A 24448-nucleotide genomic window follows, 5' to 3' on the forward strand; every position below is an offset into this window, starting at 1 on the left:
TTTCGTCGTTTAAATTAAAATCCTAATTGAATACCCATTGATACGGTTCTCAAAACCGGAGATGCATACCAATATCTTCCTTTACCTAACCAAGACCAAGAGTTAGAGTTGGACTCTGGATCATAGTTAAGGCCTTTATCAAATGCCCAAGTCAGTAAATTTGTACCTCTCAAATAGATTGTACAGTTATTCAACCCTACACTTTTCTTGAATACATCTCCTAAAGAATACGAAATTTTCATTTCTTTCAATCTGATGTGATCTCCCTTACTGATAAAACGTGTAGACTCTAATCTTGAGTTACTTGGATTACCGATAATAGCTTTAGGATTGTTTGCATCAAAGTTTTCCATTCCAGGAGCATCAGTCCAGCTATCGTACAATGCATCAGTAACCTGATTACGAGTTGGGAATCTACCATCGTGAAGTGTATAAGAATGTACGCCATTCTGAACATAGAAATCAAACTGTCCTGATAAAAGGAAACTTAAAGTCAAATTTTTATATTTGAATTCATTTGTAATACCTACGTTATAAAGAGGAAATGCACTCTTGCCTAACCATGCTCTTTCAGCCTTTGTTTTATCATTTGTAACATCGGTTTTATCTCCGTTTGTGTACCAAAGTGCATCTCCCGCTTTGATACCCTTCGTGGTATCATCTGCTGTAGCTACTCCTGCCCAAATCCAAGTATAATACTCACCTAATTGATGTCCTGGCGCCAATGCTACCAATGCATTAGTTGCATCACCAGCATCGTCTCCTTCAAAAGTTACTAGATCTTGATTTAATTTATCCAGCATTGTTTTTGAATACGCTCCATTTGCATTAATGTACCACTGGAAATCACTAGTTCTGACAGGTGTTGCTTCAATTACCAATTCGAAACCGGTGTTATTGATTGTACCTAAATTATCCAAAAAGCTTGAAGGACCACCCGATTCTGAAGAAAGATTTCTATCAAAAATCGCACTGCTTGTTATTTTTCTATAATAATCCAATGTAAATTTCAAACGATCATTGAATAACCCTAAATCGGCACCGATATCCAAATGCTTAGATTCTTCCCAAGTTAATAACGGGTTTCCCGCGTTTATAATACTTCCAAATCCATTACCGTTACCCCAGTTATAAGTCCAGTTATAACCTAACAAAGTCTCAGAATTATATTGAGATCCCCATTGGTCTGCGTAAGGAATATTACCTAAAACACCATAGCTCGCTCTTAGATTAAAAGTAGAAAATTTCTCTGGTGCAAATGATTCCTGCGCTACATTCCAAGAACCTCCAATAGACCAAAACGTTCCAAACTTCTCAGTCCCTAAAGTAGAATTACCGTCTCTACGGATCTGCCCTGAAACAGAATATTTTTTATCAAAACTATAATTCAATCTTCCAAAGTAGGAGATTTGTCTCCAAGCTAGATCCTCACCACTAGCAAACTGAACATCTGAAAACTGAAAGTATGGGTCACTAGAATTAGTGCTATATGTCTCAACTCTTAAAAGATTGTAAGTGTGGTCCTGGTATTCCATCCCTCCGGAAGCGTCAACAGAATGCCTATCTCCAAATACATTATGATAATTAACAGTATTACTCCAGTTCCAATCCAATGTATTTGTTCTGAAATCTCCTAAAGCTCCCTGATCCTGAGTCATGATAGTAAATACAGGATGACCAGCTTGAATGATTTGTCTTTCTCTTTGAAATACAGCTTGTGCACCAAATAATGAGTTAAAAGATAGATTTTTTGCAAAACTATAATCCATATTTGCAGACGCAATAAATGTATTGATCGCTGATATCTGTCTTGCTTCATTCAAAATAGAAACTGGGTTGAATCCTGGTGTTGGTGAACCCTCTCCAAGATCTTCTTGATTATAACTACCATCCGCTAAATAAATAGGACGCAATGGAGAAATCATAATAGAAGAAGTCACAGGATTAGCAGAAGCTCTACCACCATAATATGTATTTCTTTTTACATTAGAGTAGTTGACATTTAACCCAAACTTCAATTTATCCGAAGCCTTGTGATCTATTGCTGCATTGATGCTAATTCTGTCGAAAGCAGAAGTTAATACTAAAGGTTTATTTTGGTAATAAGAACCACCAATTCTGAAAGACGTGTTCTCTCCACCACCAGAAGCTCCAAAATTATAAGTATTTACCATTGAGGTACCTCTAGTAACTGCTTTTACCCAATCCGTATTTGTACCAGTTAAATCACCATTGTTATAATATGTATTCTCGTAATTTTCTAGAAAATACTTTCTAGCAGCTGCCATATCAGGAACTGCATCCGCAGATACTCCTTGGCCTCTACTGTTCCAGATTAACATTGATCCGTACTTTATATACTCATCTCCTGACATCAGATCAAGCTTATCAAAAGCTCTATCTTGAAGTCCCGTTTCTGTAGAGAACTCAAATTTGGTTTTCTGATTGTACTTCCCTTTTTTTGTTTTAACGATGATTACACCATTAGCACCTCTCGAACCATATAATGCAGTTGCAGAAGCATCTTTCAAAACCTGAACAGATTCGATTGCATTCGGATCAATTGCAGCCAACGGATTCCAAGATTCCATCATTTGAGCATTATCCGCTCCTTTCCCTACCACAACTCCATCAATAATATATAATGGATTGGGTGTTCCAATTAGTGAACTAACTCCTCTAATAATTACCATATTGGAAGATCCCGGATCACCACTGGCAGAAGAAAAATTCAAACCAGCAACTCTACCATTTAATACTTCATCAATAGACGAGAATGGAGTCGATTCAAAATTTGCTTTGGAAACTGTACTGTAAGAACCTACTTTCTGAGCCGGATCCAACTTGATGTTCCCAATTACTACTACTTCTTCAATGTCTCTTGTGCTAGCTGTGTCCTTCTTAGCTTTTTGCGCCATTAATGCCTGCCCTGTAAAGAACAATACACCAACGGATAACAATCGTAATTTTACATTCATATTAACACTATTTAATTATAATCTGCAAATATGTTAAAAAATATTAACACTACAAAGAAATCATTTAGGTATTAATTATTAAAATGATTATATATTATAATATTACATTCAAATAAAGCAATATTTTTTAAATTTAATTAAATTTTCAGTTAAGTAATGTGAATATTACAATAAGCTTATTAACGATGATTGCCATGATAGTCAATTGAAAATATTTTATTTAGAATTAATATAAATAACAAAATTAACATTAAAAAAACCGCCTTGACAGACGGTTTTAATATTTATAAATGAATTATTTAAGCTTTTTCTTAACAGCTACTTCTTCGTATACTTCCAGGATATCTCCAATTTCAATATCATTGTATCCTTTGATGTTCAATCCACATTCGTAACCTTTGGTCACTTCCTTCACATCATCTTTGAAACGTTTCAAACTTTCCAGCTGACCGTCAAATTTCACAATACCATCTCTAAGAAGTCTGATACTTGAATTTCGGGTTACTTTACCAGTTAGAACCATACAACCTGCGATAGATCCAACTTTAGAAATTCTGAATACTTCACGGATTTCCACATTACCAATGACTTGTTCCTGGATCTCCGGAGAAAGCATTCCTTCCATCGCTTCTTTCACTTCGTCGATAGCTCGGTAGATGATAGAGTACGTTCTGATCTCCACTTCTTCCTTATCAGCAATATCTTTTGCATTCACACTTGCTCTTACGTTGAAACCAATCATAATAGCATCAGACGCTGCCGCTAGTAATACATCAGATTCTGTAATCTGACCAACACCTTTGTGCAAGATATTTACCTGAATCTCTTCAGTTGACAATCTCTGTAACTGATCAGCTAATGCCTCAACCGAACCATCCACGTCACCTTTAAGGATAATATTCAATTCTTTGAAATCACCTAGAGCGATACGACGACCGATCTCATCAAGCGTCAAGTGTTTCTTGGTTCTGATAGACTGCTCTCTTTGAAGCTGTTCTCTCTTATTTGCAATGGTTTTCGCTTCTTTCTCATCAGCGAAAACTCGGAATTTATCTCCTGCTGTAGGTGCGCCGTCCAAACCTAGAATTGTAACCGGGATTGATGGTCCTGCGCTTTCCATAGCTTTTCCACGTTCGTCAAGCATTGCTTTTACTTTACCATGGTTCTTACCTGCAAGCACGTAATCTCCCACTTTCAAAGTTCCGTTTTGAACCAACATTGTGGCTACATATCCACGACCTTTGTCCAGGGCTGCTTCTATCACTACTCCACTTGCTTGCTTGTTTGGATTTGATTTCAATTCCAACATTTCTGCCTGAAGTAATACTTTTTCCAATAACAAATCTACATTGTTACCAAATTTAGCAGAGATTTCCTGTGCCTGTACATTTCCACCCCATTCTTCAACCAAGACATTCATTGCCGATAGTTGCTCTCTGATTTTATCTGGATTTGCACCTGCTTTATCTACTTTATTGATCGCAATGATCATTGGAACTCCAGCCGCTTGTGCGTGTGCAATAGCTTCTTTTGTTTGTGGCATCACGTCATCATCCGCTGCAACAACAATGATAGCAATATCCGTGATCTGAGCACCTCTGGCTCTCATCGCGGTAAAGGCTTCGTGACCTGGTGTATCCAAGAATGTAATTCTCTGTCCACTTTCCAATTTCACGTTATAAGCACCAATGTGCTGTGTAATACCTCCGGATTCACCGGCAATTACATTTGTTTTTCTAATATAATCAAGGAGTGAAGTTTTACCGTGATCCACGTGCCCCATTACGGTAACAACGGCTGCTCTTGGTAATAGATCTTCTGCTAGATCTTCAACATCGTCTGCTGCTGCTTCTTCGACATCAGCATCAGAGAATTCGATCTTGTAACCAAATTCGTCAGCTACCAATAATAAAGTATCGGCTTCCAAACGCTGGTTCATTGTCACCATTACTCCTAGAGAGAAACAAGCAGAAATCACTTCAGTAGCACTTACACTCATCAAACTAGCTAAGTCGCTAACGGTGATGAACTCAGTTACTTTCAGAGTTCTGTCTGCAGCATCGATCTCCTGTTGGATCTCATCCTGCTCTCTTCTCCAAGATCTTTTGTCTTTTCTATGTTTAGAACCTTTGGATTTACCACCTTTATTGGTTAGTTTTTCTAAAGTTTCTTTAATTTGATTTTTAACCTGCTCATCTGTCAGTTCCACTGGCATTGTACGAGCTTGTCCCTGACCACCTCTGTTATTTCCTCCTGGACGGCTGTTCCCTCCCGGACGGTTGTTGTTTCCTCCCGGACGGTTTCCACCTTGTCCTGGCGGACGATTGCCTTGGTTATTACCGTGCCCTGCTGGTCTGTTAGCACCACCTTGGGTATTTGCTCCCTGGTTGGTATTGGTTTGACCTGGAACATCTTTGGTAATACGCTTTCTTTTCTTTTTGGCAGCGTTATTATTTGAGTTCGAAGATGGTTTTCTGTTGAATTGGGTCAAATCAATCTTTTCACCAACTATCTTTGGACCGTCTAATTTCTGGTAAACCGTTTCGATTTTTTGAGATTCTTCAGAATCCGGACCTTGAACAGTTTCAACAGGTTTTGTTGGCTGCTCTTCAACTTTAGGTTCAGCTTTCGGCTCTTCTTTGATGACAGGTTTTGGTTCTTCCGCTGGCTTCTCAGTCACTTTTGGTTTCTCAGAAGGCTTTGGTCTTCCTGTATCAATTGTAGAAAGGTCGATTTTATCTAAAACTTTGAACTCTTGTTTTTCTTCTTTTTTTACAACCTCTGGCTGCACTTCTTTTTTCTCTTCTACTGCCGGTTCTGGTGTAGGAGCAACTTCCTCCGCAGGCTTAGCCGTAGGATTCAAGTCGATTTTTCCCAAGATTCTGGTTTCAGGTCTTGCGTTTGATTTGGCTCTTATAACCTCAGGTGCTTTTTCTTCGATCGCTAATTTTTCGTCAGGAACTTTAGAAATAACCACCTCATGAGAAGCTTTTCTCTGTTCTCCATCTTTTCGGAACTCAGCTTCCAATGCAGAAAATGCCTGTTCTTCCAATAGAGCGTTAGGATTACTGTCCACCTCAATCCCTTTTCCCTGCAGATATTCCACAGCTCTTGGGATAGAAATGTTAAGTTCTTTAACGGCTTTATTTAATCTTATTTTTGGCATAAATATAAATTTGCTTTTGGCTTTAGCGTTTTAAGCTTTTGCTTTATTTTTTTCTTTTTATTAAATTTTAGTTCTTCAAAAGTAATTTAAAAAACTGTATTTCATTTTGTTATCCTTCCAATTCTTCTCTTAGAATGTTCTTCACATCTTCGATGGTTTCTTCCTCCAGATCTACGATTTTCAACAATGCATCGGTATCTTTGTCCAAGACGCTTCTTGCAGTCGTTAATCCAACTTTTTTGAACTCATCGATGATCCAAGCTTCGATCTCGTCTGAGAATTCTCTCAATTCAACATCGTCGTCATCAGAAGTTTCTCTGTAAACATCAATTTCATATCCTGTCAACCATGATGCCAACTTGATATTTTGTCCTTGTTTACCAATTACTTTAGAAATCTCTTCTACTGGTGTATAAACCAAAGCGTAGTTAGACTCCTCGTTTATTTCGATTTTATTAATGATAATATTTCCTAAAGCTCTCTTCACAAAGATCTCCGGATTTTTTGACCATTGGATCACATCAATATTTTCATTTTTAAGTTCTCTCACCACACCGTGAATTCTAGAACCTTTCACACCAACGCAAGCGCCGACAGGATCAATTCTGTCATCATAAGCATCAACTGCGATTTTCGCTTTCTCACCAGGAATTCTCACCACTTTTTTAAGGATGATCGTTCCGTCTTGGATCTCAGGGATTTCAAGCTCCAACAATTCTTCCAGGAATTTAGGTGCTGTTCTGGAAACGATGATCTGTGGTTTTGAACCTCGGAAGTCAACGCTTTCTACAATTCCTTTCACAGTTTCTCCTTTTTTGAAGAAATCGGAAGGAATTTGATTTTCCTTAGGCAAGATGAATTCATTATCTTCATCATCCAAAAGGATCACGTGTTTGTGACGGATATGGTGAACTTCACCTATAATAATTTCTCCGATTCTATCTTTGAACTGCTCATATAAAGAAGCATTGAAATGCTCCTGAATTTTCGTAGCCAAGATCTGCTTCAAAGTCAAGATACTTCTTCTCCCAAGATTTGCAACTTCGATCTCCTGCGTATATTCCTCACCAACTTCGAAAGTTGAGTCGATCTTTCTAACTTCAGAGATCTCGATTTCCAAGTCATCATCTTCAGACATCTCATCCTCAACAATGGTTTTGTTCAGGAAAATCTGAAAATCCCCTTTGTCCGGATTTACGATCACATCAAAATGGTCATCAGAGTCATATCTTTTTCTAAGAAGAGTCTTAAGAGAATCTTCGATAATAGCCATTAAGTCTATTTTGCTGATATTCTTTATTTCTTTAAAATCACCAAAGGCTTCTATTAAAGCTAAATTATCCATATCCTATATATAATTGATAAATGATGGCTGATAATTGATCTTTTCTAAATCAACATCAATTCATCTAATTGTTAAAATTTTATTACTACTAATGCTTTTTTGATGTCGGCGTAAGGAATTTCTCTTTCTTCTACTACATCTTCTTTTCCTTTTCCGACTAATTTTGGCCTTCTGTATTCCAGTCTCAGAACGATCTTCTCGTCATCGACTGATAAAAGTTCGCCTTCAACTTCGGAAGAATCACTCAACATTACTTCGATCTCTCTCCCAATATTTTTTCTAAATTGTCTCGGATATTCAAGTGGTTCACTCAATCCGGAAGACATTACCTGCAGACTGAAATCGTGAATCTCGCGATCCATATTGAACTCAATCGCTCTGCTGGCATCCAGACAATCCTGAAGAGTCACGCCATTGTCACCATCCAAGATCACTGTAACATCGGACGCTGCAGAGATTTTCAGATCCACTAAAAAAAGATCTGGTCTAGTTTCTAGAAACTCATTAAGTAATCGACTTAATTCTGTTTTAAATTCCATAATATTACCTCCTAATTACATCTACGAAAAAAGGCATTCTTGCGAAAGCCTTCCCATTTTCCCGTAAATCTTTGGCAAAGATAATCAAATTTATTAAAACAAACAAAAAGCTAATATTTCATTTATATATACTTCAAGTAAATTTTCTTATTTTTGCCGAAATTAAAATTTAATATTTTGAATATAACAATTGTTGGCACCGGGTATGTTGGTCTTTCTAATGCAGTGTTGTTAGCACAACATCATAACGTAATTGCTTTGGACATTGTTCCGGAAAAAGTGGAAATGCTCAATAACAGGCAATCTCCAATTGATGATCCCGAGATTACAGAATTTCTGGAAACAAAAAATCTCAATCTAAAAGCGAGCCTTGATAAACAGGAAGCATATAAAAATGCAGATTTTATTATAGTAGCTACACCAACAGATTACGATCCTTCTACAAATTACTTCAATACACAAAGTGTTGAAAATGTGATCAGAGAAGTTAAACAAAGCAATCCCAACGCCGTTGTTATTGTAAAATCTACAGTTCCTGTCGGTTTCACAGAAAATCTAAAGAAAGATTTGGATTTTGACAACATTATATTTTCTCCGGAGTTTTTGAGAGAAGGAAAAGCCCTTTATGATAATCTCTATCCTTCGAGAATTATTATTGGTGAGCAAAGTGAGCGCGCCAATGTTTTTGCAAATCTCCTGAAAGAAGGCGCCATAAAAAAAGACATTCCAATTCTTTTCACCAACGGAACTGAAGCAGAAGCTATCAAATTATTCTCAAATACCTATTTGGCAATGCGTGTAGCCTACTTCAATGAACTGGACAGTTATTCCCAAATCCATGGATTAGACAGCCGTCAAATCATAGAAGGCGTAGGACTGGATCCAAGAATTGGTTCCCATTATAATAATCCGTCTTTTGGATATGGAGGTTATTGTCTTCCGAAAGATACCAAGCAATTGCTTGCAAATTATGATTCGGTTCCCAACAATCTCATACAGGCTATTGTAGATGCCAACCGCACAAGAAAAGATTTTATTTCGGATTCTATTTTGGCAAAACAACCGAAGAAAGTTGGTGTTTACCGATTAATTATGAAATCCGGATCAGACAATTTCCGAGCCTCTGCAATACAGGGTGTAATGAAAAGGATCAAGGCAAAAGGCGTGGAGGTTATTGTTTATGAACCAGTTCTGAAGGAAGATTTATTTTTCGGTTCCAGAGTGTCCAGAGATTTGGAGGCCTTCAAAAAAGAATGTGACGTCATCATATCCAACCGGAAAACACCGGATTTGGAAGATGTAAAAGAAAAAGTATATACTAGAGACTTATTCGGGAACGATTAAAAACTAAAAACATAAAGCATTTTATGAAAAATATTATCATCACTGGCGGTGCCGGATTCATAGGTTCTCACGTTGTAAGAGAATTTGTAAAAAACAATCCAGAGTCTAAAATCATCAATCTCGATGCTTTGACTTACGCTGGAAATCTTGAAAACTTAAAAGACATCGAAAACAAGCCAAATTATGTTTTCGAAAAAGCAGATATCACAAAACCTGAAGAACTTAGAAAGGTTTTTGAAAAATACAATCCGGATGCAGTTGTGCATTTGGCAGCAGAAAGTCACGTAGACAGAAGTATCACAGATCCAAATGCATTCATCAATACGAATGTCAACGGAACAGCAAATCTTCTAAATCTTTGTATTGAATTCTGGACATTAAATCCTGATCATACGCACGGAAGATTCCCGAACGAGCCTAGAAAAAATCTTTTCTATCACGTTTCTACAGATGAAGTTTATGGAAGTCTTGGAGAAACAGGTTTCTTTTTGGAAACTACGCCTTACGATCCGCAGTCTCCGTACTCAGCTTCCAAAGCGGCTTCTGACCACTTGGTGAGAGCTTACGGGAACACTTACGGAATGCCATTTATTCTATCAAACTGTTCGAATAATTATGGACCAAATCATTTCCCTGAGAAATTGATTCCACTTTGTATTTCGAATATCATTAATGAAAAACCTTTACCAATCTACGGTGACGGAAAATATACAAGAGACTGGTTGTTCGTAATCGATCACGCAAAAGCAATTCATCAGATTTTCAATGAATCTAAGACAGGCGAAACTTACAACATCGGAGGTTTCAACGAATGGCAGAATATTGATTTGGTGAAAGAACTAATCAAACAAATGGATGAAAAGCTTGGAAAACCTGCCGGACATTCAGAAAAACTGATCACTTACGTTAAAGACAGACCAGGCCACGACAAACGTTATGCTATCGATGCTACAAAATTGAACAAAGATCTTGGATGGAAACCATCTGTAACTTTTGAGCAAGGTTTAGGAAAAACGATTGATTGGTTTCTGGAAAACAAAGAATGGTTGGAAAATGTAACGTCTGGTGATTATCAGAAATATTACGACGGACAGTATTCATAAAAAAAACACAAATTACAGCTATGAAAGGAATTATTTTAGCCGGCGGATCCGGAACCAGACTTTTCCCATTGACGATTGCTGTCAGCAAACAGTTGATGCCAGTTTACGACAAACCAATGATTTATTACCCGCTTTCAACATTGTTGTTAGCAGGCATTAAAGATATTTTAATTATCACAACGCCTCACGATCAGGCAGGATTTATCAAGCTTTTGGGCGATGGATCTCAGTTGGGTTGTAATATAGAATATGTGGTGCAGCCAAGTCCGGATGGATTGGCTCAGGCATTTATTCTTGGCGATAAATTCATTGGCGATGACTCCGCAGCTTTGGTTTTGGGTGATAATATTTTTTACGGTTCCGAAATGGGAACTTTATTAAAGAATAAAACCAATCCAGATGGCGGTGTTGTTTTCGCATATCACGTTTCCGATCCCGAGAGATACGGCGTTGTGGAATTTGACCAAGATTTCAAAGCACTTTCTATTGAGGAAAAACCAACAGAACCAAAATCCAATTATGCCGTTCCTGGACTTTATTTCTATGATAATGAAGTCGTTGAAATTGCTAAAAACATTCAGCCTTCTCCAAGAGGCGAGTTGGAAATCACAGATATCAATAATGTTTACCTAAGCAAAGGTAAATTGGAAGTTGGTGTTCTTGATAGAGGAACTGCATGGTTAGACACAGGAACTTTTGACTCTTTGCAAGACGCTTCAGAATTTGTAAGTGTGATCGAAAAAAGACAAGGTTTCAAAATTGGCTGTATCGAAGAAATTGCTTTCAGAAATGGGTTCATTAATGAAGAAAAACTTCTGGAAACTGCAGCAAAATACGGTAAAAGCGGATACGGTGAATATCTGAAAAACCTTATTAAATAAGTTTAAAATTAATACAAAACACAAATGAGTGATTCTCAAAACCAACAGTGGACAGAAACCATAGGATCCAGCCATTCTCTTTTTGATCTCAATCTGAAAGAGGTTTGGAAATACAGGGATTTGGTTTATATGTTCGTAAAGCGGGATTTTGTTTCCAGCTTTAAACAAACGATCTTAGGTCCTATCTGGTTTTTTATCAATCCAATTTTTACGACAGTAGTCTACATTGTTATTTTTGGAAATATCGCCAAATTATCTACAGACGGCGCTCCAAAAATCTTATTTTATCTTGCAGGGATTACACTTTGGAATTACTTTTCAACCTGTCTTTCAGCAACTTCCAATGTTTTCACGGCTAATGCGGGAATATTTGGAAAAGTATATTTTCCAAGACTTATCATGCCGATTTCCATCGTTTTTTCAAACCTGATGAAGCTTGGCGTGCAGATGCTTCTGTTTCTGACGGTTTTCTTTTATTATCTTTTTAAAGGAGAAGTACAGCCAAACTGGTGGATATTGGCAACGCCTCTATTGATTGCCTTAATGGCTATTTTTGCATTGGGACTTGGAATGATATTCTCTTCGCTTACCACCAAATACCGTGATCTTCAGATGCTTTTGAGTTTCGGAATCAGTTTGTATATGTATGCAACACCGGTCATTTATCCGGCGTCAAGCCTTAAAGGAATTTTCAAAACGCTTGCATTTTATAATCCATTGACCGGAATTTTTGAATGTTTCAAATATGCATGGCTCGGAGTAGGCGATTTCAGTCCGATGATGTTGATGATAAGTACAGCTATTATTTTGATGTTTTTAGCGATCGGCACCGTGATTTTCAACAAAGTGGAGAAAGGTTTTATGGATACCGTATAAACTCTGATTATGAATTGGATTAAATTTTTCAAAACATTAAGGAAGTATTATTATCTGGAACCTGCCTTTGACAAATTCATTAATGAATACCGAAAAGCAGAAAGACTCAACCGACATTTTAACTGCAATATAGACCACCGCACTCAGATTTCATTTGATGACCTCAACAATCTCGAAATCGGAAAAAATGTTTACATTGGCGCATTCAGCGTGATCTATGTAATCAATGAGAACGATAAGAAAGACTGCAAACTGATCATCGGAGAAAATACTTATATTGGTGAACAGAATAATATCAGAGCCGCCGGAGGAACCATCAAAATAGGTAAAAACTGTTTAATTTCTCAACAAGTCAGCATCATTGGTTCAGACCATAATTATAAAAAAGGAATCAACATTCAGGATCAACCCTGGAAAGCTGAAAACAGAGGTGTCGAAATTGGCGATGATGTCTGGATCGGCTGTTCAGTACAAATTATGGCCGGTGTGAAAATCGGCAACGGCGCTGTGATTGCTGCAGGAAGCGTGGTTACAAAAAACATAGAAGAAAATACAGTAGTAGCCGGAGTTCCGGCAAAATTTATTAAACACAGAGAATGACAAGACCCATCGTAATAAAAGCAGAAGACATTTCTAAACAATACCGGCTTGGACAAGTTGGTACAGGAACTTTGTCCCACGATTTGAACCGTTTTTGGCACAGAATGAGAGGCAAAGAAGATCCTTATCTGCGAATTGGCGAAGTCAATGACAGAACTACGAAAAGCCAGAGCGACTATGTCTGGTCTCTCAAAGATATCAACTTCGAAGTCGAACAAGGCGATGCAGTCGGAATCATCGGAAGAAACGGTGCCGGAAAATCGACTTTATTAAAGTTATTAAGCAAAGTTACAAAACCGACTACCGGACAAATATATACAAAAGGAAGAATTGCCTCATTACTGGAAGTTGGAACTGGTTTCCACCCGGAAATGACCGGAAGAGAAAATGTTTTTCTAAACGGTGCAATTCTCGGAATGACGCGTAAAGAAATTACCAGAAAATTTGACGAAATCGTTGATTTTTCCGGTGTTGAAAAATACATCGACACACCTGTAAAACGCTATAGCTCAGGAATGTATGTTCGTCTCGCATTTGCCGTAGCAGCGCATCTAGAATCCGAAATTCTGATTGTAGATGAAGTTCTGGCAGTTGGAGATCTGGAATTTCAGAAGAAATGTCTTGGAAAAATGGGCGACGTCAGCAATGGTGAAGGAAGAACGGTTCTATTCGTAAGTCACAATATGGCCTCCATCAAACAGCTTTGTAACAAAGGAATTTTTCTGGAACAAGGCGGAATCAGATATGACGGTAACATTGATGAATGTATCAATCTATATTCAAACGATAATATTGCTGCAGACTCGTCTATTTTGGATGTTCTTAATATCAAAGATCCAAGCTTAAGCATTTCTCATTTTTCTGTCAACGGGATCAATGGAACACTGATTCCAATGAATTTTGACAACAATGAAATCAATATCAGAATAGAGGGTGAATTGACGGAAGAAGCAGAATTCGAACTGGAAGCTTTGTTTTTCAATAATTTTGATATTCCGATGATGTTTTTTGCGCCGGGACATTACGAAGGTGTGAAAAAATATCCGAAAGGAAAATTTGTGATTGAAAAAACCATTCATCTTCCTGAGGGCATCAACAAAGGAAATCTTTATATGCACGCTTATCTGGCAAATCCCGGAAAGAAAATGTACACCGATCTGAAGAATAAAATCAGAGTGGAGTTTGAAGGAACAAGAATGCAGACCGGCTGGGTTTTCCAGATCGACAGTGCAGGCGTTTTATATTTGAAATAAATCTTGAAAAAGAAATTCATCACATACGGAAGCAACGCTTTTCTTCAATCTGCCAAAAGAATTATTGAAGAAGCAAAATTTTTGAATATTTTTGACGAAACACAGCGTTACGAATATTCCGATTTGCCGTACGCGCTGAAATCTTCACCCTTATTTCTCGACAAAAAGAAAGGCGGCCACTGGATTTGGAAAGCTTATGTGATCTTTGACAGCCTTTCGAAGCTGAACAACGGCGATATTCTTGTTTACGTAGATTGTGGCAGCGAGTTGAAAAACGCATCAGGCTGGCAGCTTCAGTTTGATAAATTAAAAAATTCTGACGCTCTGTTTTTTCAGTATCGGGACGACAAAAATTACGGCTGGAAGACATTCAATCCAAAACTTACCGACGATCCGAAACTTAAATATTGGACCAAAAAATCAGTTGTAGAACATTTTCAGAATCTATTTGATAACGATGAGGAATGGCTGGAAAAAAATAAACTTTGGGCAGGATTTATCATTCTGAAAAAAACACCGGAAATTACTCAACTTGTAAAAGACTGGCTGGATTTGATGATCTACAGACCGGATCTGGTTGCCGATCCCTTGATTTTTGAAAGAGATAATCAACTGGAAGGATTTGCTTCGCATCGCTATGACCAGACGATTCTGTCGGCAGTTGTGAGATATTATGACACGAAAATTAATATCGAAATTAATGATGAAGAAAGTGAAGGCGAATATCCGGATCAAATCGTGAGAGCCACAAGAAGAGTGGATAAATCTGAAGAAAATGGTATAAAATCTTTTTTGAAAAAGACTTATTATAAAATTAAAAAATAATGGACAAAAACTCCAAAATATATGTTGCCGGTCACAGAGGTCTTGTGGGAAGTGCTATTTATAGAGCATTAGAAAAACAAGGTTTCACAAATTTGGTGACCAGAACTTCCAAAGAACTGGATCTGCGCGATTATAAACAAACTGCCGATTTCTTCGCGGAAGAAAAACCGGAATATGTTTTCCTAGCTGCTGCAAAAGTGGGCGGAATTCAGGCTAACAATACTTACAGAGCAGAATTTCTTTATGAAAATATGATGATTCAGAACAATGTGATTCATCAGGCTCATACGAATGATGTTAAGAAACTTTTATTCTTGGGATCCAGCTGTATTTATCCAAAAATGGCGCCTCAGCCTTTGAAAGAAGATTCTCTTTTGACAGGAACTTTGGAGCCTACAAATGAACCTTACGCTATTGCAAAAATAGCTGGAATCAAAATGTGCGATGCTTACAGAAGCCAGTACAATTCCAATTTTATTTCGGCAATGCCAACCAATATGTACGGTCCTAATGACAATTATGACCTTAACAACTCTCACGTTTTACCGGCTTTATTGAGAAAATTCCATGAAGCTAAAGAACAGAATCTGCCAAATGTAACTGTTTGGGGAACAGGAACACCTTTGCGTGAATTTCTTCATTCTGATGATCTTGCGGAAGCATGTATTTTCCTGATGCAGAATTATGAAGATGCAGGTCACGTGAACGTTGGAATTGGGGAAGATATCAGCATCAAAGATTTGGCATTACTGGTTAAAAAAATAGTTGGCTTTGAAGGAGATCTTATCTGGGACACGTCGAAACCGGACGGCACACCAAGAAAACTGATGGATGTTACCAAAATCAATGATCTGGGCTGGAAAGCAAAAATTGGTCTGGAAGAAGGAATCAGAGATGTTTATGAGAAAAAATTCAAGAACTAAATGCTGATTTGTCTTTCCATATTAGGAGGCGGTCGCGGGAATGATCTTTTCCAGTTTATGCACATCGATTCTTTTTGCAGAAGAAACGGTGTGAAATTCTACTCGCCTACTTTTCATGAAAAATACTGTCCGCAGTTTCCAAATCTTCCGCCGTCATCAAAAACACCTTATCGTGTAAAAAAACTGCTTTACAACAGATATTACCGAAAGCTGAATCCCAACTGCATTTTAGGATTTACGGATGAAACCAAAATCCCGGAATACAGAGAACAGATAAAGAAAGATTACCTTGTAACGTTCTGCTACGGCTGGTTTTTTAATAATGATGTTTACAGCGAAAACGATATTAGATATTATCAGAATCTTTTCGATCCAAAAGTTGATAAAGAAAGACTGAACCAAAAATATCTTCAGAAAGAAGACAACGAAAAAATAATCACAGTCCACATCAGACGTGGCGATTACAAAGAATTTCTGGAAGGCCGATATTTTTTTGATGACGATATGTACATCAGGAAAATCAAAGAATTACTTGCAGCAATTCCGGAGGGAAAATATAAATTCCTGATCTGCACCAATGATGAAAATCTGGATCTGGAACGGTACAAAAGAGAATTCGGGAATGTGATACAATCGGAAGAAGGACCATTGGAAGATCAATATCTGATCTCTCAAACCAATTATCTTCTGGGCGCTCCATCGACATTTTCACAATGGGCAAGCGTAATGGGCGAAGTTCCTTACTACCACATTTATGAACCGGAAGAAACCATTACCGAAGACAAAATAATTAAAGAAATAAGAGGTTACAAATACAAACAAAAATAAGATGAAAACGGCATTAATAACAGGAGTTACAGGACAGGACGGCTCATATCTGGCAGAATTGCTTTTGGAAAAAGGCTATCAGGTTCACGGGATCAAGAGAAGAGCTTCTTCTTTCAATACGCAGAGAATTGATCATTTATATCAAGATCAACACGAGAATCACGTGAATTTCAAATTGCATTATGGTGATTTGACGGATTCTACCAATATTATCAGAATCATTCAGGAAGTACAACCGGATGAGATCTACAATCTTGGTGCGATGTCTCATGTAAAAGTAAGTTTCGACTCTCCTGAATATGTTGCTAATGTGGACGGAATCGGAACTCTAAGAATTCTGGAAGCCGTTCGTATATTAGGTTTGGAAAAGAAAACAAGAATCTATCAGGCTTCGACTTCAGAACTTTATGGAGGTTTGGAAGAAAATAAAAATGCGGCAGGTTTCTATGATGAAAAGTCACCATTCTATCCAAGATCACCGTATGGAGCTGCAAAAATCTACGGATTCTGGATCACAAAAAACTACCGTGAAGCTTATGATATGTTTGCCTGCAACGGTATTCTGTTCAATCACGAATCTCCCAGAAGAGGTGAAACATTCGTAACCAGAAAGATCACAATGGCAACTGCAGCCATCGCAAAAGGTAAGCAGGAAGTTTTATATCTAGGAAACCTTAATTCTCAAAGAGACTGGGGACACGCGAAAGATTATGTGGAAGCTATGTGGAGAATTTTGCAGCAGGATGTTGCGGAAGACTATGTGATTGCGACAGGGAAAACGACTTACGTGAGAGACTTTGTGAGAATGGCCTTTGAGGAAGCAGGCATCGAACTTAGTTTTGAAGGCGAAAATGAAAATGAAGTAGCAAAAGTGGCAAAATGCAACCACCCAGATTATCAATTGGAAATCGGGAAAGTGGTGGTGAAAATCGATCCTCAATATTACAGACCTACAGAAGTAGATTTACTAATCGGTGATCCTACAAAATCCAAAACACAACTTGGCTGGGAACCAAAATATGACCTGGAAGCTCTTGTAAAAGAAATGGTAAGAGAAGATCTTAAATTATTTTAATTGAGCCTCAGAACCAACATAAAAAACACAATTGCTGACTACAAACGCTTCCGAAAGGATCAGCGGAAATTTAGCAATGACAGTGTCCGGTATTATAATTTTTGGTCTTTACCGAATTCTGACGCAAGTTGGTTTACACAGTTTATCAAACATAGAAATATCAATCCAAACGGGAAGAAAATTACTTTTCTTTCCGTTGTTGGTAATCCCAAACTCTCATTTTTCATCGAAAGTCCCAAGATATTTTTCACGGGAGAGAATATTGATAATGAGGAACATCCTTCTTTTATCTTCAAAAAATACCATCTGAAAAATCACGATTTGTCTCTTGGTTTTTCTTATTTGAATGACGAAAAATATTTAAGGTTTCCACTTTGGATTCTATATATGATTCCTGCAAATGCAGGTTTTGAGGATATTAAAAATTTAATTAAATCTTACAATAACCCTGAACACAGGCTCAATAAGAATCGCAACAATTTCTGTTCAAACATCTCCAGAGCCGATAATAACGGCATCAGAAAGACAATCATTGATCTTCTGAATCCTGTCGAAACAGTGAAATGTGCAGGCAGTTTTCTGAAAAATACCAATGATCTTCAGGAGAAATTTGGCGATAATAAAATCGAATATCTGAAGACATTCAAATTCAATATCTGTCCAGAGAACAGTGATACGAATGGTTATGTAACCGAGAAACTTTTCGAGGCCATCATCTCAGGAACAATTCCAATCTATTGGGGAAGTGAAAACAAACCGGATCCAATGATCATCAATCATGATGCTGTTTTATTCTTTGATCCGGAAAATCCTCAGCTTTTGTTTGATAAAGTAAACTTGCTTTGGAATGATGAGAAAGCTTATGAAGAATTCTGCCGGATAAAGCCTTTCAAAGAGAATGCAGCTGAAGTGATTTGGGAATGGCTCAATTCCCTGGAATCCAAAATAAAATCAACTTTATGAAAAGGCTTGAGTACATTGACGCTTTACGCGGCTGGGCGATTTTCACAATGATTTTGGGACATTCTATCCAACAGTTCAATGACACACATTGCTTTTTACAGGATAGAGTTTTCAGTACTATTTACGCCTTTCATATGCCGTTGTTTTTTTTTCTCAGTGGACTTTTATTCAAAAACAGTTTGAAACAATCCCCGGCCAACTTTGTAAAAAAGAAAGTAATACAATTAATTTTACCTTCTATTGTCTGGGCTTTAATCTTTTATTTGGTTAGCTCGCTTGCGGCCGGAACTGTAGATTTAGATTTTAAAAACATCAAAAAATTGGTGTCCCCATCCTCTTGGCCATTTTGGTTTCTCGTAGAATTGTTCAAGAGTTATCTTCTGCTGTTTTTTCTTTACAAAATCTTTAAAAATCAGGCGGTTGTTTTTATCATTGCGTTATCCGTTGTATTTCTGATACATTCTCAGAGTTTACAAAGATTTTTGATACCATTTTTTATGCTGGGGATAATGACGAAAGATTATATTTCATTTTTTGAAAAGCATCTTAAACCATTATTGATAGGTTTTTTTGCGTTATTCTTAACGCTTTTATTTTTCTGGAAAGGAAGTTACACGATCTATTTTTCCGAATTTCCGGAGGTCTTCAGCATATATTCACATCAATTTTCTCTTAAAAATTATGACATCGCTTTATTCAGGTTTGTCATAGGTCTTGTAGGCTGTATCTTTTGGTTTTTATTATTTAAATATATTAATGAAAGGCAAATCATCAAAGCTCCTATGAAATGGTTTACAACAATCGGAAAAGAAACTTTAGGGATTTATATTATTCAGAAAAGCCTTTTGGAACTATTTTTAACTAATTATATCGATTTTTATTCTGTCCCAAATTGGATCACATCTCTCGTAATTTTACCAATAATTTCGATAGTTATCATACAAATTATAATGTTTATCATTCATCTGATCAACAGAAATAAAACAGCACGGCTTTTACTGATTGGTAAAGAATAATTCTATAATTTTAACAAGATTTTTTTTGAACAAATGACAGTCAGCATCATTACAGTAGCATACAACAATAGATTTGGACTGGAAGAGACCATCAAAAGTGTCATCGGCCAATCTTACAAAAACATTGAGTTTATAGTCATCGATGGCGGCTCTAATGATGGCAGCAAGGAACTTTTGGAAAGTTACAATTCTCAGATTAATTACTGGATCAGCGAGCCCGACAAAGGAATTTATAACGCGATGAACAAAGGGATTGCAAAAGCAACCGGAGATTACCTCATCTTTATGAACAGCGGCGACCGCTTTGCCTCTCCAGAAATTCTCGAAAAAATTGCGCCTCAATTCCGCAATGAAGACATCGTCTACGGAAATGCATATTACGAATTGGAAGACCGAAAAAAATATGAATACAGAATCCCATCAAAAATCACGATAGGCTCACTTCTGAAAGAGCCAATCTGCCATCAGTCCGCTTTCTTCAAAAAAGAGTTATTTATGAAATTCGGGATCTATGACGAGTCTAATAAAATTGCCTCTGACTGGACTTTTATGATGGATCTTTTTATTCATCACAATATTTCTCAAAAATACATCAATGAATACATTGCTATTTTTGAAAAAACAGGTATCAGCAATACAAATACAGACCTTAGTTTCGGAGAGCAAAAGAAATATCTGGCAGAAAATGTATCCCAAGAACTACAAAATATGGCAAAGCATTTCGATGAATATTCGCAGTTCTACAACGGAAAACCAGGAACAATGCTGAGAAATTTCAAGAACAAAATCTACAGTATCATCTACAGAAAAAGGAATTACGACAGAAAATTCGTTGATTAGATCTTTAGCAGCTGATTGACATATTTTGGCAGTTTCCCGTAAAGAAAAAAGCTTTCGTCATATTTCATTTTATAAAGATAATAAGCCACTTTTGGACTTAATGAAAATTCATTTTTTTGTGGGAAGTGATTTTCAAAGGCAGTACTAATCTTCTGATAAAAGCCTTTGAAAACAGGAAATTCCAGCTTGCACACTCTGCTGAGAATGACAAGATTTGCGAAATGTTTGAGGTAATTTTCAAGCAATTTTGTTTTGTGATAAAGATCTTTAGCTTTAGCTAATTCCAGTTTTTTCTCAAGGATAATCAGGTAATGTTCAATATTTCTAAGTCCCATTGTCGCAGTCATAGATTGCGGATTGGACAGCGAATAATAATTATACGTTTCAAAATCCAGAAAGTTAACTGCCCGTGCGGGAATTGCCGTCTCAAATGCCCAAAGCTCATCTTCGTGCAGAAGATCATCAAGAAATCTAAGCTTATTTTCATTTATAAATGAAGTCTTGTAAAGCTTATTCCAAGCGGTAACCGCCCATTGGCTGGACAAAAATCCATCGATTATTTCATTACCTAGATAAGTTCTTTTGGTATTTTTGAGTGTGTGATATCTGCTTTCTTTAGGTTCATCATTTTGAAGAAAACGGGTTTTACCGATGACAATATCCGGATCATTTTCTGTGGCTTCAATAAAATGCTGAAGGGAAAGATGATCCACCAAAGTATCATCATTATCCATAAAAAGGATGTAATCTCCTGTTGCGAGTTCAATTCCTTTGTTTCTGGTTTTGCTGAGTCCAAGATTAATTTCGTTATTAATGACGATGAAGTTTATGTTCAGATTTTCAGAAACATACTGATTCAGAACGTCCCAGGAATTATCCTTGCTTTTATCATTAATTACAATAATCTCGAAATTTTTATAATCCTGGATTTTGATAGAATCCAGACATTTTACAATATATTTTTCCGCATTGTAAAGTGGAATAATGATCGATATTTTTTTCATTTGTGTTTGCTTTTCAGTTTGTTCATTAAAACTTTGAAAATCAAAAAAGGATTGATTCCAAAGAATTTTTCTGTAAAAGAAGCTCCTGATTTTGAAGCAATGTCCCAATAATTCTTTGCCAGATAGAACTTCTCTGATTGTGATAAGTCATCCTGGAATCTTTCTTTTATATTTAGCAGGGAACTTTTGGGATTTTTGATCAGAAGCTGGTAATAGTTGCTCATCAATCCGTCTTCCAGATAGTCTCCAAAGGCCAAAACCTTATCCGTAAACAATATTTTGAATTTCCGCTCTATTCTTCTGAAAACCAAAGACTCAGGACAAAATTTTTCGTCCTCAAACTCAGGAAACATAAATTGCTGATGAATTTCGGTTTTGAAACAGTAGATCATTTCGCCGGGAAATTCCCATTCATATTCCGCTCTTCCGGAAACCAGCCATTCTATTTTTCCATATTTTTCACTATCAAAATTCGTCTTTTCAGAAAATCTGATAAAAGTAAATCCTGCAATTTGGCGATCGTTTTTAATTTTCTCAGAAAGCTTTTCCATCTCCTCAACAGCATTATCAGAAAGAAAATCATCACTGTCAATGACGGTGAAAAATTCAGTCTTAGTGTTTCTAAGTCCATTGTTGACCGCAAAATGTTTTCCTCTGTTTTCCTGATAAATATATTGTATTTCTACTAGATTTTCGGCTTGAAATTTCATGATCAAATCTTTAGTTTCATCAGAAGAACCGTCGTCAACAATTAACCAGATAAATTTTTTATTAGATTGATTAATAAGGCTTCTGTACAATTTTGGTAGAATGTAAGCTCTATTGTAAGTTGGTGTAAAAATGGTAAGAAACTTCTGCATCAGGGTAAATTTATAGGTTCATAATTACCATAATCCAGGGCATAATTCAACCAGTTTTTGATGCCGTATTTCTCAACTATTTTGCGGTCAATCTTATGATAAGGTTTCTGCAAAAATTCTTCTAATCCGTTTAAATCCTCAAAATCAGTAAGGAAAATATTATCAGGATGATAGAAATCGTACTTTCTGAGATTATAATTGTTTGATACAAGTTTTTTTTCCTTCTGCAAGCATTCAAAAACTCTGAAAGATGCCCCATTGTGACTTTCCATTTTAAAATCAATAATTGCTTTGGCAGTAGACGCATATTTTTCATTTTGTTCAAGAGAAATAGCTCGATGCTGAAGACTTACAGATTCTGTTTTTACCTCATCACGAAATTCCGGGACGGTTAAAATAGCTTTGAAAGTTAACTGATGTTTCTTTGCAAAATTTTCGATATTGTAAGCCCATTTAATCCGCTCATCCAGGCCAACTCCCACATAAAAAAAATCAAGCACTTTGCGGGAATCATACACATTTTCCGAGTAATAAAAATTGGTAATCGGAAGGAGATCATATTGGGGAAACTTACTAATATCATTCGCGTCAAAAACAAGTTTCCTGTCAAAATACTTAAAATATTCAAAAATCCTTGGATACATTTCCAAACCGTCCCATTGGTAGCAGATCATTTTTTTGCTTTGCTTTCTGATGCGACTGATCAGTTTTTCGGAATACATATCTGCCCTGATGAAAAAGGCAATATCATATTTTTTATTTTGCAGCCTCTTCTCTGCAAATTTTTCAAAAACCTGTTTTTCTTTTTTGATGAAGTAAGTTTTATCCTTTAACACCAACCGGTAAAAAATATTTTTAATCCTGTGAACCAGCGATGAATTATCAATCATCGGTGGCAGCGAGTCTATCAAAACATCCACCTCAAAACCCATATTAATCAGCTGACTGACAATCGGTTTGGAAAGATTAATATTTTTGTTGATGTATAGCAGCTTCATTAAACAAAATTAACAGAAGATTGATAATATTTCCGCTAAATTATGCTTTTTTTGTACTTTTACAAATTGAAATACTCTTTATTTAAGAAGTTTCACAAATGATAAAAAAAATTGATGATTTACGATTGTTTCATTTTCAACAATGAGTTGGAAATCCTAAATGTAAGGCTAGAATATCTATATGATCAAGTAGACTATTTCGTCTTGGTAGAAGCTGCCAGAACCCTGAGTGGGATAAAAAAACCACTTACTTTTATAGAGAATAAGGATAAGTTTTCTCAATACGCAGATAAGATCATTTACATCCAAGCGGAGGAAAAGTCGGATCTTAAAGATTGGGATTATGAATGGTTCCAAAGAAATGCAATAAAAGAAGGCTTAAAAAATTGTGGAGATGAAGACATTATTTTCATATCAGACGTAGACGAAATCATTAATGTACACGAAATCATCCGGCGCGAAAAGATAGAATCGCCTGCTTTGATAGAAGTCCCAATGTTTTACTATTTTTTCAATATAAAACTTGATGAGCCTTTTCAGTTCAATTTGGTTTCAAAATTTAAAGATTTAAAAAACCTGCACATAGGAAACAGGTTGAATTACAAAAACTTTGCAAAGAAATTAATAAAACCAAATGACTTCAATACGGGTTGGCATTTCAGTTTTCTGTATGGTTTTGATATTACAAAATATATAGAGAAAATCGAATCTTTTTCTCACCAAGAATATAATACCGCTTTTTTCAAAAACCCCAAACGGATTTATAATAACCTTCTTGTTCATAGAGATATTTTCAACCGTACCTTTGTGAATCTCAAACGATGTAATCCTTCTGAATACGAGGAGATAAGTCCTGTTTTCAAAAAACTTGGCTTAGAAAAATATCATTTCCGTATCACTCCAAAGATATTTTTTCAGATTTCTTATTTGAAAATTCATAGCAAGATAAATATGGCTTTGTTTTACCTTAAAAAAATTACTCCCATTATAGGTTCTTTACTATGGCAGGGCGTTTTAACAACTTAAATAGA

General features: G+C 36.5%; 21 protein-coding genes. 14 read left to right on the plus strand and 7 right to left on the minus strand.

Features of this window, described 5'->3' with window-relative positions; translation table 11 throughout:
* Window positions 1-14: 14 nt before the first annotated feature.
* The 4 genes from LUD75_RS05515 to rimP form a co-directional block, all read right to left on the minus strand.
* Window positions 15-2978 (minus strand): SusC/RagA family TonB-linked outer membrane protein, encoded by a 2964-nt coding sequence (locus tag LUD75_RS05515; protein WP_232704659.1) that lies wholly within the window; start codon window positions 2976-2978, stop codon window positions 15-17.
* A 295-nt stretch (window positions 2979-3273) separates the two neighbouring features.
* Window positions 3274-6144 carry a translation initiation factor IF-2 gene (gene infB / locus LUD75_RS05520; protein WP_232704660.1) on the minus strand — a complete coding sequence of 957 codons (2871 nt, stop codon included), beginning with the start codon at window positions 6142-6144 and terminating at the stop codon, window positions 3274-3276.
* A gap of 109 nt (window positions 6145-6253) precedes the next feature.
* Window positions 6254-7489, minus strand: a complete 1236-nt coding sequence (gene nusA / locus LUD75_RS05525; RefSeq protein ID WP_034963312.1) for a transcription termination factor NusA — start codon at window positions 7487-7489, stop codon at window positions 6254-6256.
* Window positions 7490-7560: 71 nt separating this feature from the next.
* Window positions 7561-8028, minus strand: a complete 468-nt coding sequence (gene rimP / locus LUD75_RS05530; protein WP_232704661.1) for a ribosome assembly cofactor RimP — start codon at window positions 8026-8028, stop codon at window positions 7561-7563.
* Between the two features lie 177 nt (window positions 8029-8205).
* On the opposite strand from rimP, the gene LUD75_RS05535 reads away from it, so the two are divergent.
* Genes LUD75_RS05535 through LUD75_RS05595 form a run of 13 tightly spaced genes read left to right on the plus strand, consistent with a single transcriptional unit; the run spans window position 8206 to window position 20555 of the window.
* Window positions 8206-9372 carry a nucleotide sugar dehydrogenase gene (locus LUD75_RS05535; RefSeq protein WP_232704662.1) on the plus strand — a complete coding sequence of 389 codons (1167 nt, stop codon included), beginning with the start codon at window positions 8206-8208 and terminating at the stop codon, window positions 9370-9372.
* A gap of 23 nt (window positions 9373-9395) precedes the next feature.
* Window positions 9396-10475: a dTDP-glucose 4,6-dehydratase gene (rfbB, locus tag LUD75_RS05540; protein ID WP_232704663.1), complete on the plus strand. Its 1080-nt coding sequence runs from the start codon at window positions 9396-9398 to the stop codon at window positions 10473-10475.
* Window positions 10476-10495: 20 nt separating this feature from the next.
* On the plus strand, window positions 10496-11356 hold the full coding sequence (gene rfbA, locus LUD75_RS05545; protein ID WP_232704664.1) for a glucose-1-phosphate thymidylyltransferase RfbA: 861 nt from the start codon (window positions 10496-10498) through the stop codon (window positions 11354-11356).
* A gap of 24 nt (window positions 11357-11380) precedes the next feature.
* The gene (locus LUD75_RS05550) at window positions 11381-12232 is read left to right on the plus strand and encodes an ABC transporter permease (RefSeq protein WP_232704665.1); all 852 of its coding nucleotides are present in this window, start codon (window positions 11381-11383) and stop codon (window positions 12230-12232) included.
* Between the two features lie 9 nt (window positions 12233-12241).
* The gene (locus LUD75_RS05555; RefSeq protein ID WP_232704666.1) at window positions 12242-12832 is read left to right on the plus strand and encodes an acyltransferase; all 591 of its coding nucleotides are present in this window, start codon (window positions 12242-12244) and stop codon (window positions 12830-12832) included.
* Window positions 12829-14085 (plus strand): ABC transporter ATP-binding protein, encoded by a 1257-nt coding sequence (locus tag LUD75_RS05560; RefSeq protein ID WP_232704667.1) that lies wholly within the window; start codon window positions 12829-12831, stop codon window positions 14083-14085. Before LUD75_RS05555 ends, LUD75_RS05560 begins: the two co-directional genes overlap by 4 nt.
* Before the next feature lie 3 nt (window positions 14086-14088).
* On the plus strand, window positions 14089-14910 hold the full coding sequence (locus tag LUD75_RS05565; protein WP_232704668.1) for a hypothetical protein: 822 nt from the start codon (window positions 14089-14091) through the stop codon (window positions 14908-14910).
* Entirely contained in the window at window positions 14910-15833 is a 924-nt protein-coding gene (locus LUD75_RS05570; RefSeq protein WP_232704669.1) for a GDP-L-fucose synthase, read from the plus strand. Before LUD75_RS05565 ends, LUD75_RS05570 begins: the two co-directional genes overlap by 1 nt.
* Complete coding sequence (locus tag LUD75_RS05575; protein ID WP_232704670.1) at window positions 15834-16661, plus strand: alpha-1,2-fucosyltransferase; 828 nt, start codon at window positions 15834-15836, stop codon at window positions 16659-16661.
* A 1-nt stretch (window position 16662) separates the two neighbouring features.
* Window positions 16663-17736: a GDP-mannose 4,6-dehydratase gene (gene gmd / locus LUD75_RS05580; protein ID WP_232704671.1), complete on the plus strand. Its 1074-nt coding sequence runs from the start codon at window positions 16663-16665 to the stop codon at window positions 17734-17736.
* Window positions 17737-18699 (plus strand): glycosyltransferase family 10, encoded by a 963-nt coding sequence (locus tag LUD75_RS05585; RefSeq protein WP_232704672.1) that lies wholly within the window; start codon window positions 17737-17739, stop codon window positions 18697-18699.
* Window positions 18696-19715, plus strand: a complete 1020-nt coding sequence (locus LUD75_RS05590; RefSeq protein ID WP_232704673.1) for an acyltransferase family protein — start codon at window positions 18696-18698, stop codon at window positions 19713-19715. The genes LUD75_RS05585 and LUD75_RS05590 overlap by 4 nt, the downstream gene beginning before the upstream one ends.
* Before the next feature lie 33 nt (window positions 19716-19748).
* Window positions 19749-20555: a glycosyltransferase family 2 protein gene (locus LUD75_RS05595; RefSeq protein WP_232704674.1), complete on the plus strand. Its 807-nt coding sequence runs from the start codon at window positions 19749-19751 to the stop codon at window positions 20553-20555.
* Here LUD75_RS05595 and LUD75_RS05600 read toward each other — a convergent pair.
* The 3 genes from LUD75_RS05600 to LUD75_RS05610 are packed head-to-tail and all read right to left on the minus strand — an operon-like array spanning window position 20552 to window position 23417.
* Window positions 20552-21559, minus strand: a complete 1008-nt coding sequence (locus tag LUD75_RS05600) for a glycosyltransferase (protein WP_232704675.1) — start codon at window positions 21557-21559, stop codon at window positions 20552-20554. The genes LUD75_RS05595 and LUD75_RS05600 overlap by 4 nt on opposite strands.
* The gene (locus tag LUD75_RS05605; RefSeq protein WP_232704676.1) at window positions 21556-22419 is read right to left on the minus strand and encodes a glycosyltransferase family A protein; all 864 of its coding nucleotides are present in this window, start codon (window positions 22417-22419) and stop codon (window positions 21556-21558) included. Before LUD75_RS05605 ends, LUD75_RS05600 begins: the two co-directional genes overlap by 4 nt.
* Complete coding sequence (locus LUD75_RS05610; RefSeq protein WP_232704677.1) at window positions 22419-23417, minus strand: hypothetical protein; 999 nt, start codon at window positions 23415-23417, stop codon at window positions 22419-22421. The genes LUD75_RS05605 and LUD75_RS05610 overlap by 1 nt, the downstream gene beginning before the upstream one ends.
* Window positions 23418-23531: 114 nt before the next feature.
* Between LUD75_RS05610 and LUD75_RS05615 the strand changes: the two genes are divergently transcribed.
* Window positions 23532-24443, plus strand: coding sequence for a hypothetical protein (locus LUD75_RS05615; RefSeq protein ID WP_232704678.1), 912 nt, complete (start codon window positions 23532-23534; stop codon window positions 24441-24443).
* Window positions 24444-24448: the final 5 nt, after the last annotated feature.

It is taken from the genome of Epilithonimonas sp. JDS (genome assembly GCF_021261315.1).
Lineage (GTDB): Bacteria > Bacteroidota > Bacteroidia > Flavobacteriales > Weeksellaceae > Epilithonimonas.

What these genes read in the sequence shown, in the direction of transcription:
- LUD75_RS05560 (WP_232704667.1), top strand. Translation starts at nt 12,829, where the DNA reads ATGACAAGACCCATCGTAATAAAAGCAGAAGACATTTCTAAACAATAC.
- rfbA (WP_232704664.1), top strand. Translation starts at nt 10,496, where the DNA reads ATGAAAGGAATTATTTTAGCCGGCGGATCCGGAACCAGACTTTTCCCA.
- infB (WP_232704660.1), bottom strand. Translation starts at nt 6,144, where the DNA reads ATGCCAAAAATAAGATTAAATAAAGCCGTTAAAGAACTTAACATTTCT.
- nusA (WP_034963312.1), bottom strand. Translation starts at nt 7,489, where the DNA reads ATGGATAATTTAGCTTTAATAGAAGCCTTTGGTGATTTTAAAGAAATA.
- gmd (WP_232704671.1), top strand. Translation starts at nt 16,663, where the DNA reads ATGAAAACGGCATTAATAACAGGAGTTACAGGACAGGACGGCTCATAT.
- LUD75_RS05575 (WP_232704670.1), top strand. Translation starts at nt 15,834, where the DNA reads ATGCTGATTTGTCTTTCCATATTAGGAGGCGGTCGCGGGAATGATCTT.
- rfbB (WP_232704663.1), top strand. Translation starts at nt 9,396, where the DNA reads ATGAAAAATATTATCATCACTGGCGGTGCCGGATTCATAGGTTCTCAC.
- LUD75_RS05600 (WP_232704675.1), bottom strand. Translation starts at nt 21,559, where the DNA reads ATGAAAAAAATATCGATCATTATTCCACTTTACAATGCGGAAAAATAT.
- LUD75_RS05550 (WP_232704665.1), top strand. Translation starts at nt 11,381, where the DNA reads ATGAGTGATTCTCAAAACCAACAGTGGACAGAAACCATAGGATCCAGC.
- LUD75_RS05570 (WP_232704669.1), top strand. Translation starts at nt 14,910, where the DNA reads ATGGACAAAAACTCCAAAATATATGTTGCCGGTCACAGAGGTCTTGTG.
- LUD75_RS05595 (WP_232704674.1), top strand. Translation starts at nt 19,749, where the DNA reads ATGACAGTCAGCATCATTACAGTAGCATACAACAATAGATTTGGACTG.
- LUD75_RS05555 (WP_232704666.1), top strand. Translation starts at nt 12,242, where the DNA reads ATGAATTGGATTAAATTTTTCAAAACATTAAGGAAGTATTATTATCTG.
- LUD75_RS05610 (WP_232704677.1), bottom strand. Translation starts at nt 23,417, where the DNA reads ATGAAGCTGCTATACATCAACAAAAATATTAATCTTTCCAAACCGATT.
- LUD75_RS05590 (WP_232704673.1), top strand. Translation starts at nt 18,696, where the DNA reads ATGAAAAGGCTTGAGTACATTGACGCTTTACGCGGCTGGGCGATTTTC.
- LUD75_RS05515 (WP_232704659.1), bottom strand. Translation starts at nt 2,978, where the DNA reads ATGAATGTAAAATTACGATTGTTATCCGTTGGTGTATTGTTCTTTACA.
- LUD75_RS05615 (WP_232704678.1), top strand. Translation starts at nt 23,532, where the DNA reads ATGATTTACGATTGTTTCATTTTCAACAATGAGTTGGAAATCCTAAAT.
- rimP (WP_232704661.1), bottom strand. Translation starts at nt 8,028, where the DNA reads ATGGAATTTAAAACAGAATTAAGTCGATTACTTAATGAGTTTCTAGAA.
- LUD75_RS05605 (WP_232704676.1), bottom strand. Translation starts at nt 22,419, where the DNA reads ATGCAGAAGTTTCTTACCATTTTTACACCAACTTACAATAGAGCTTAC.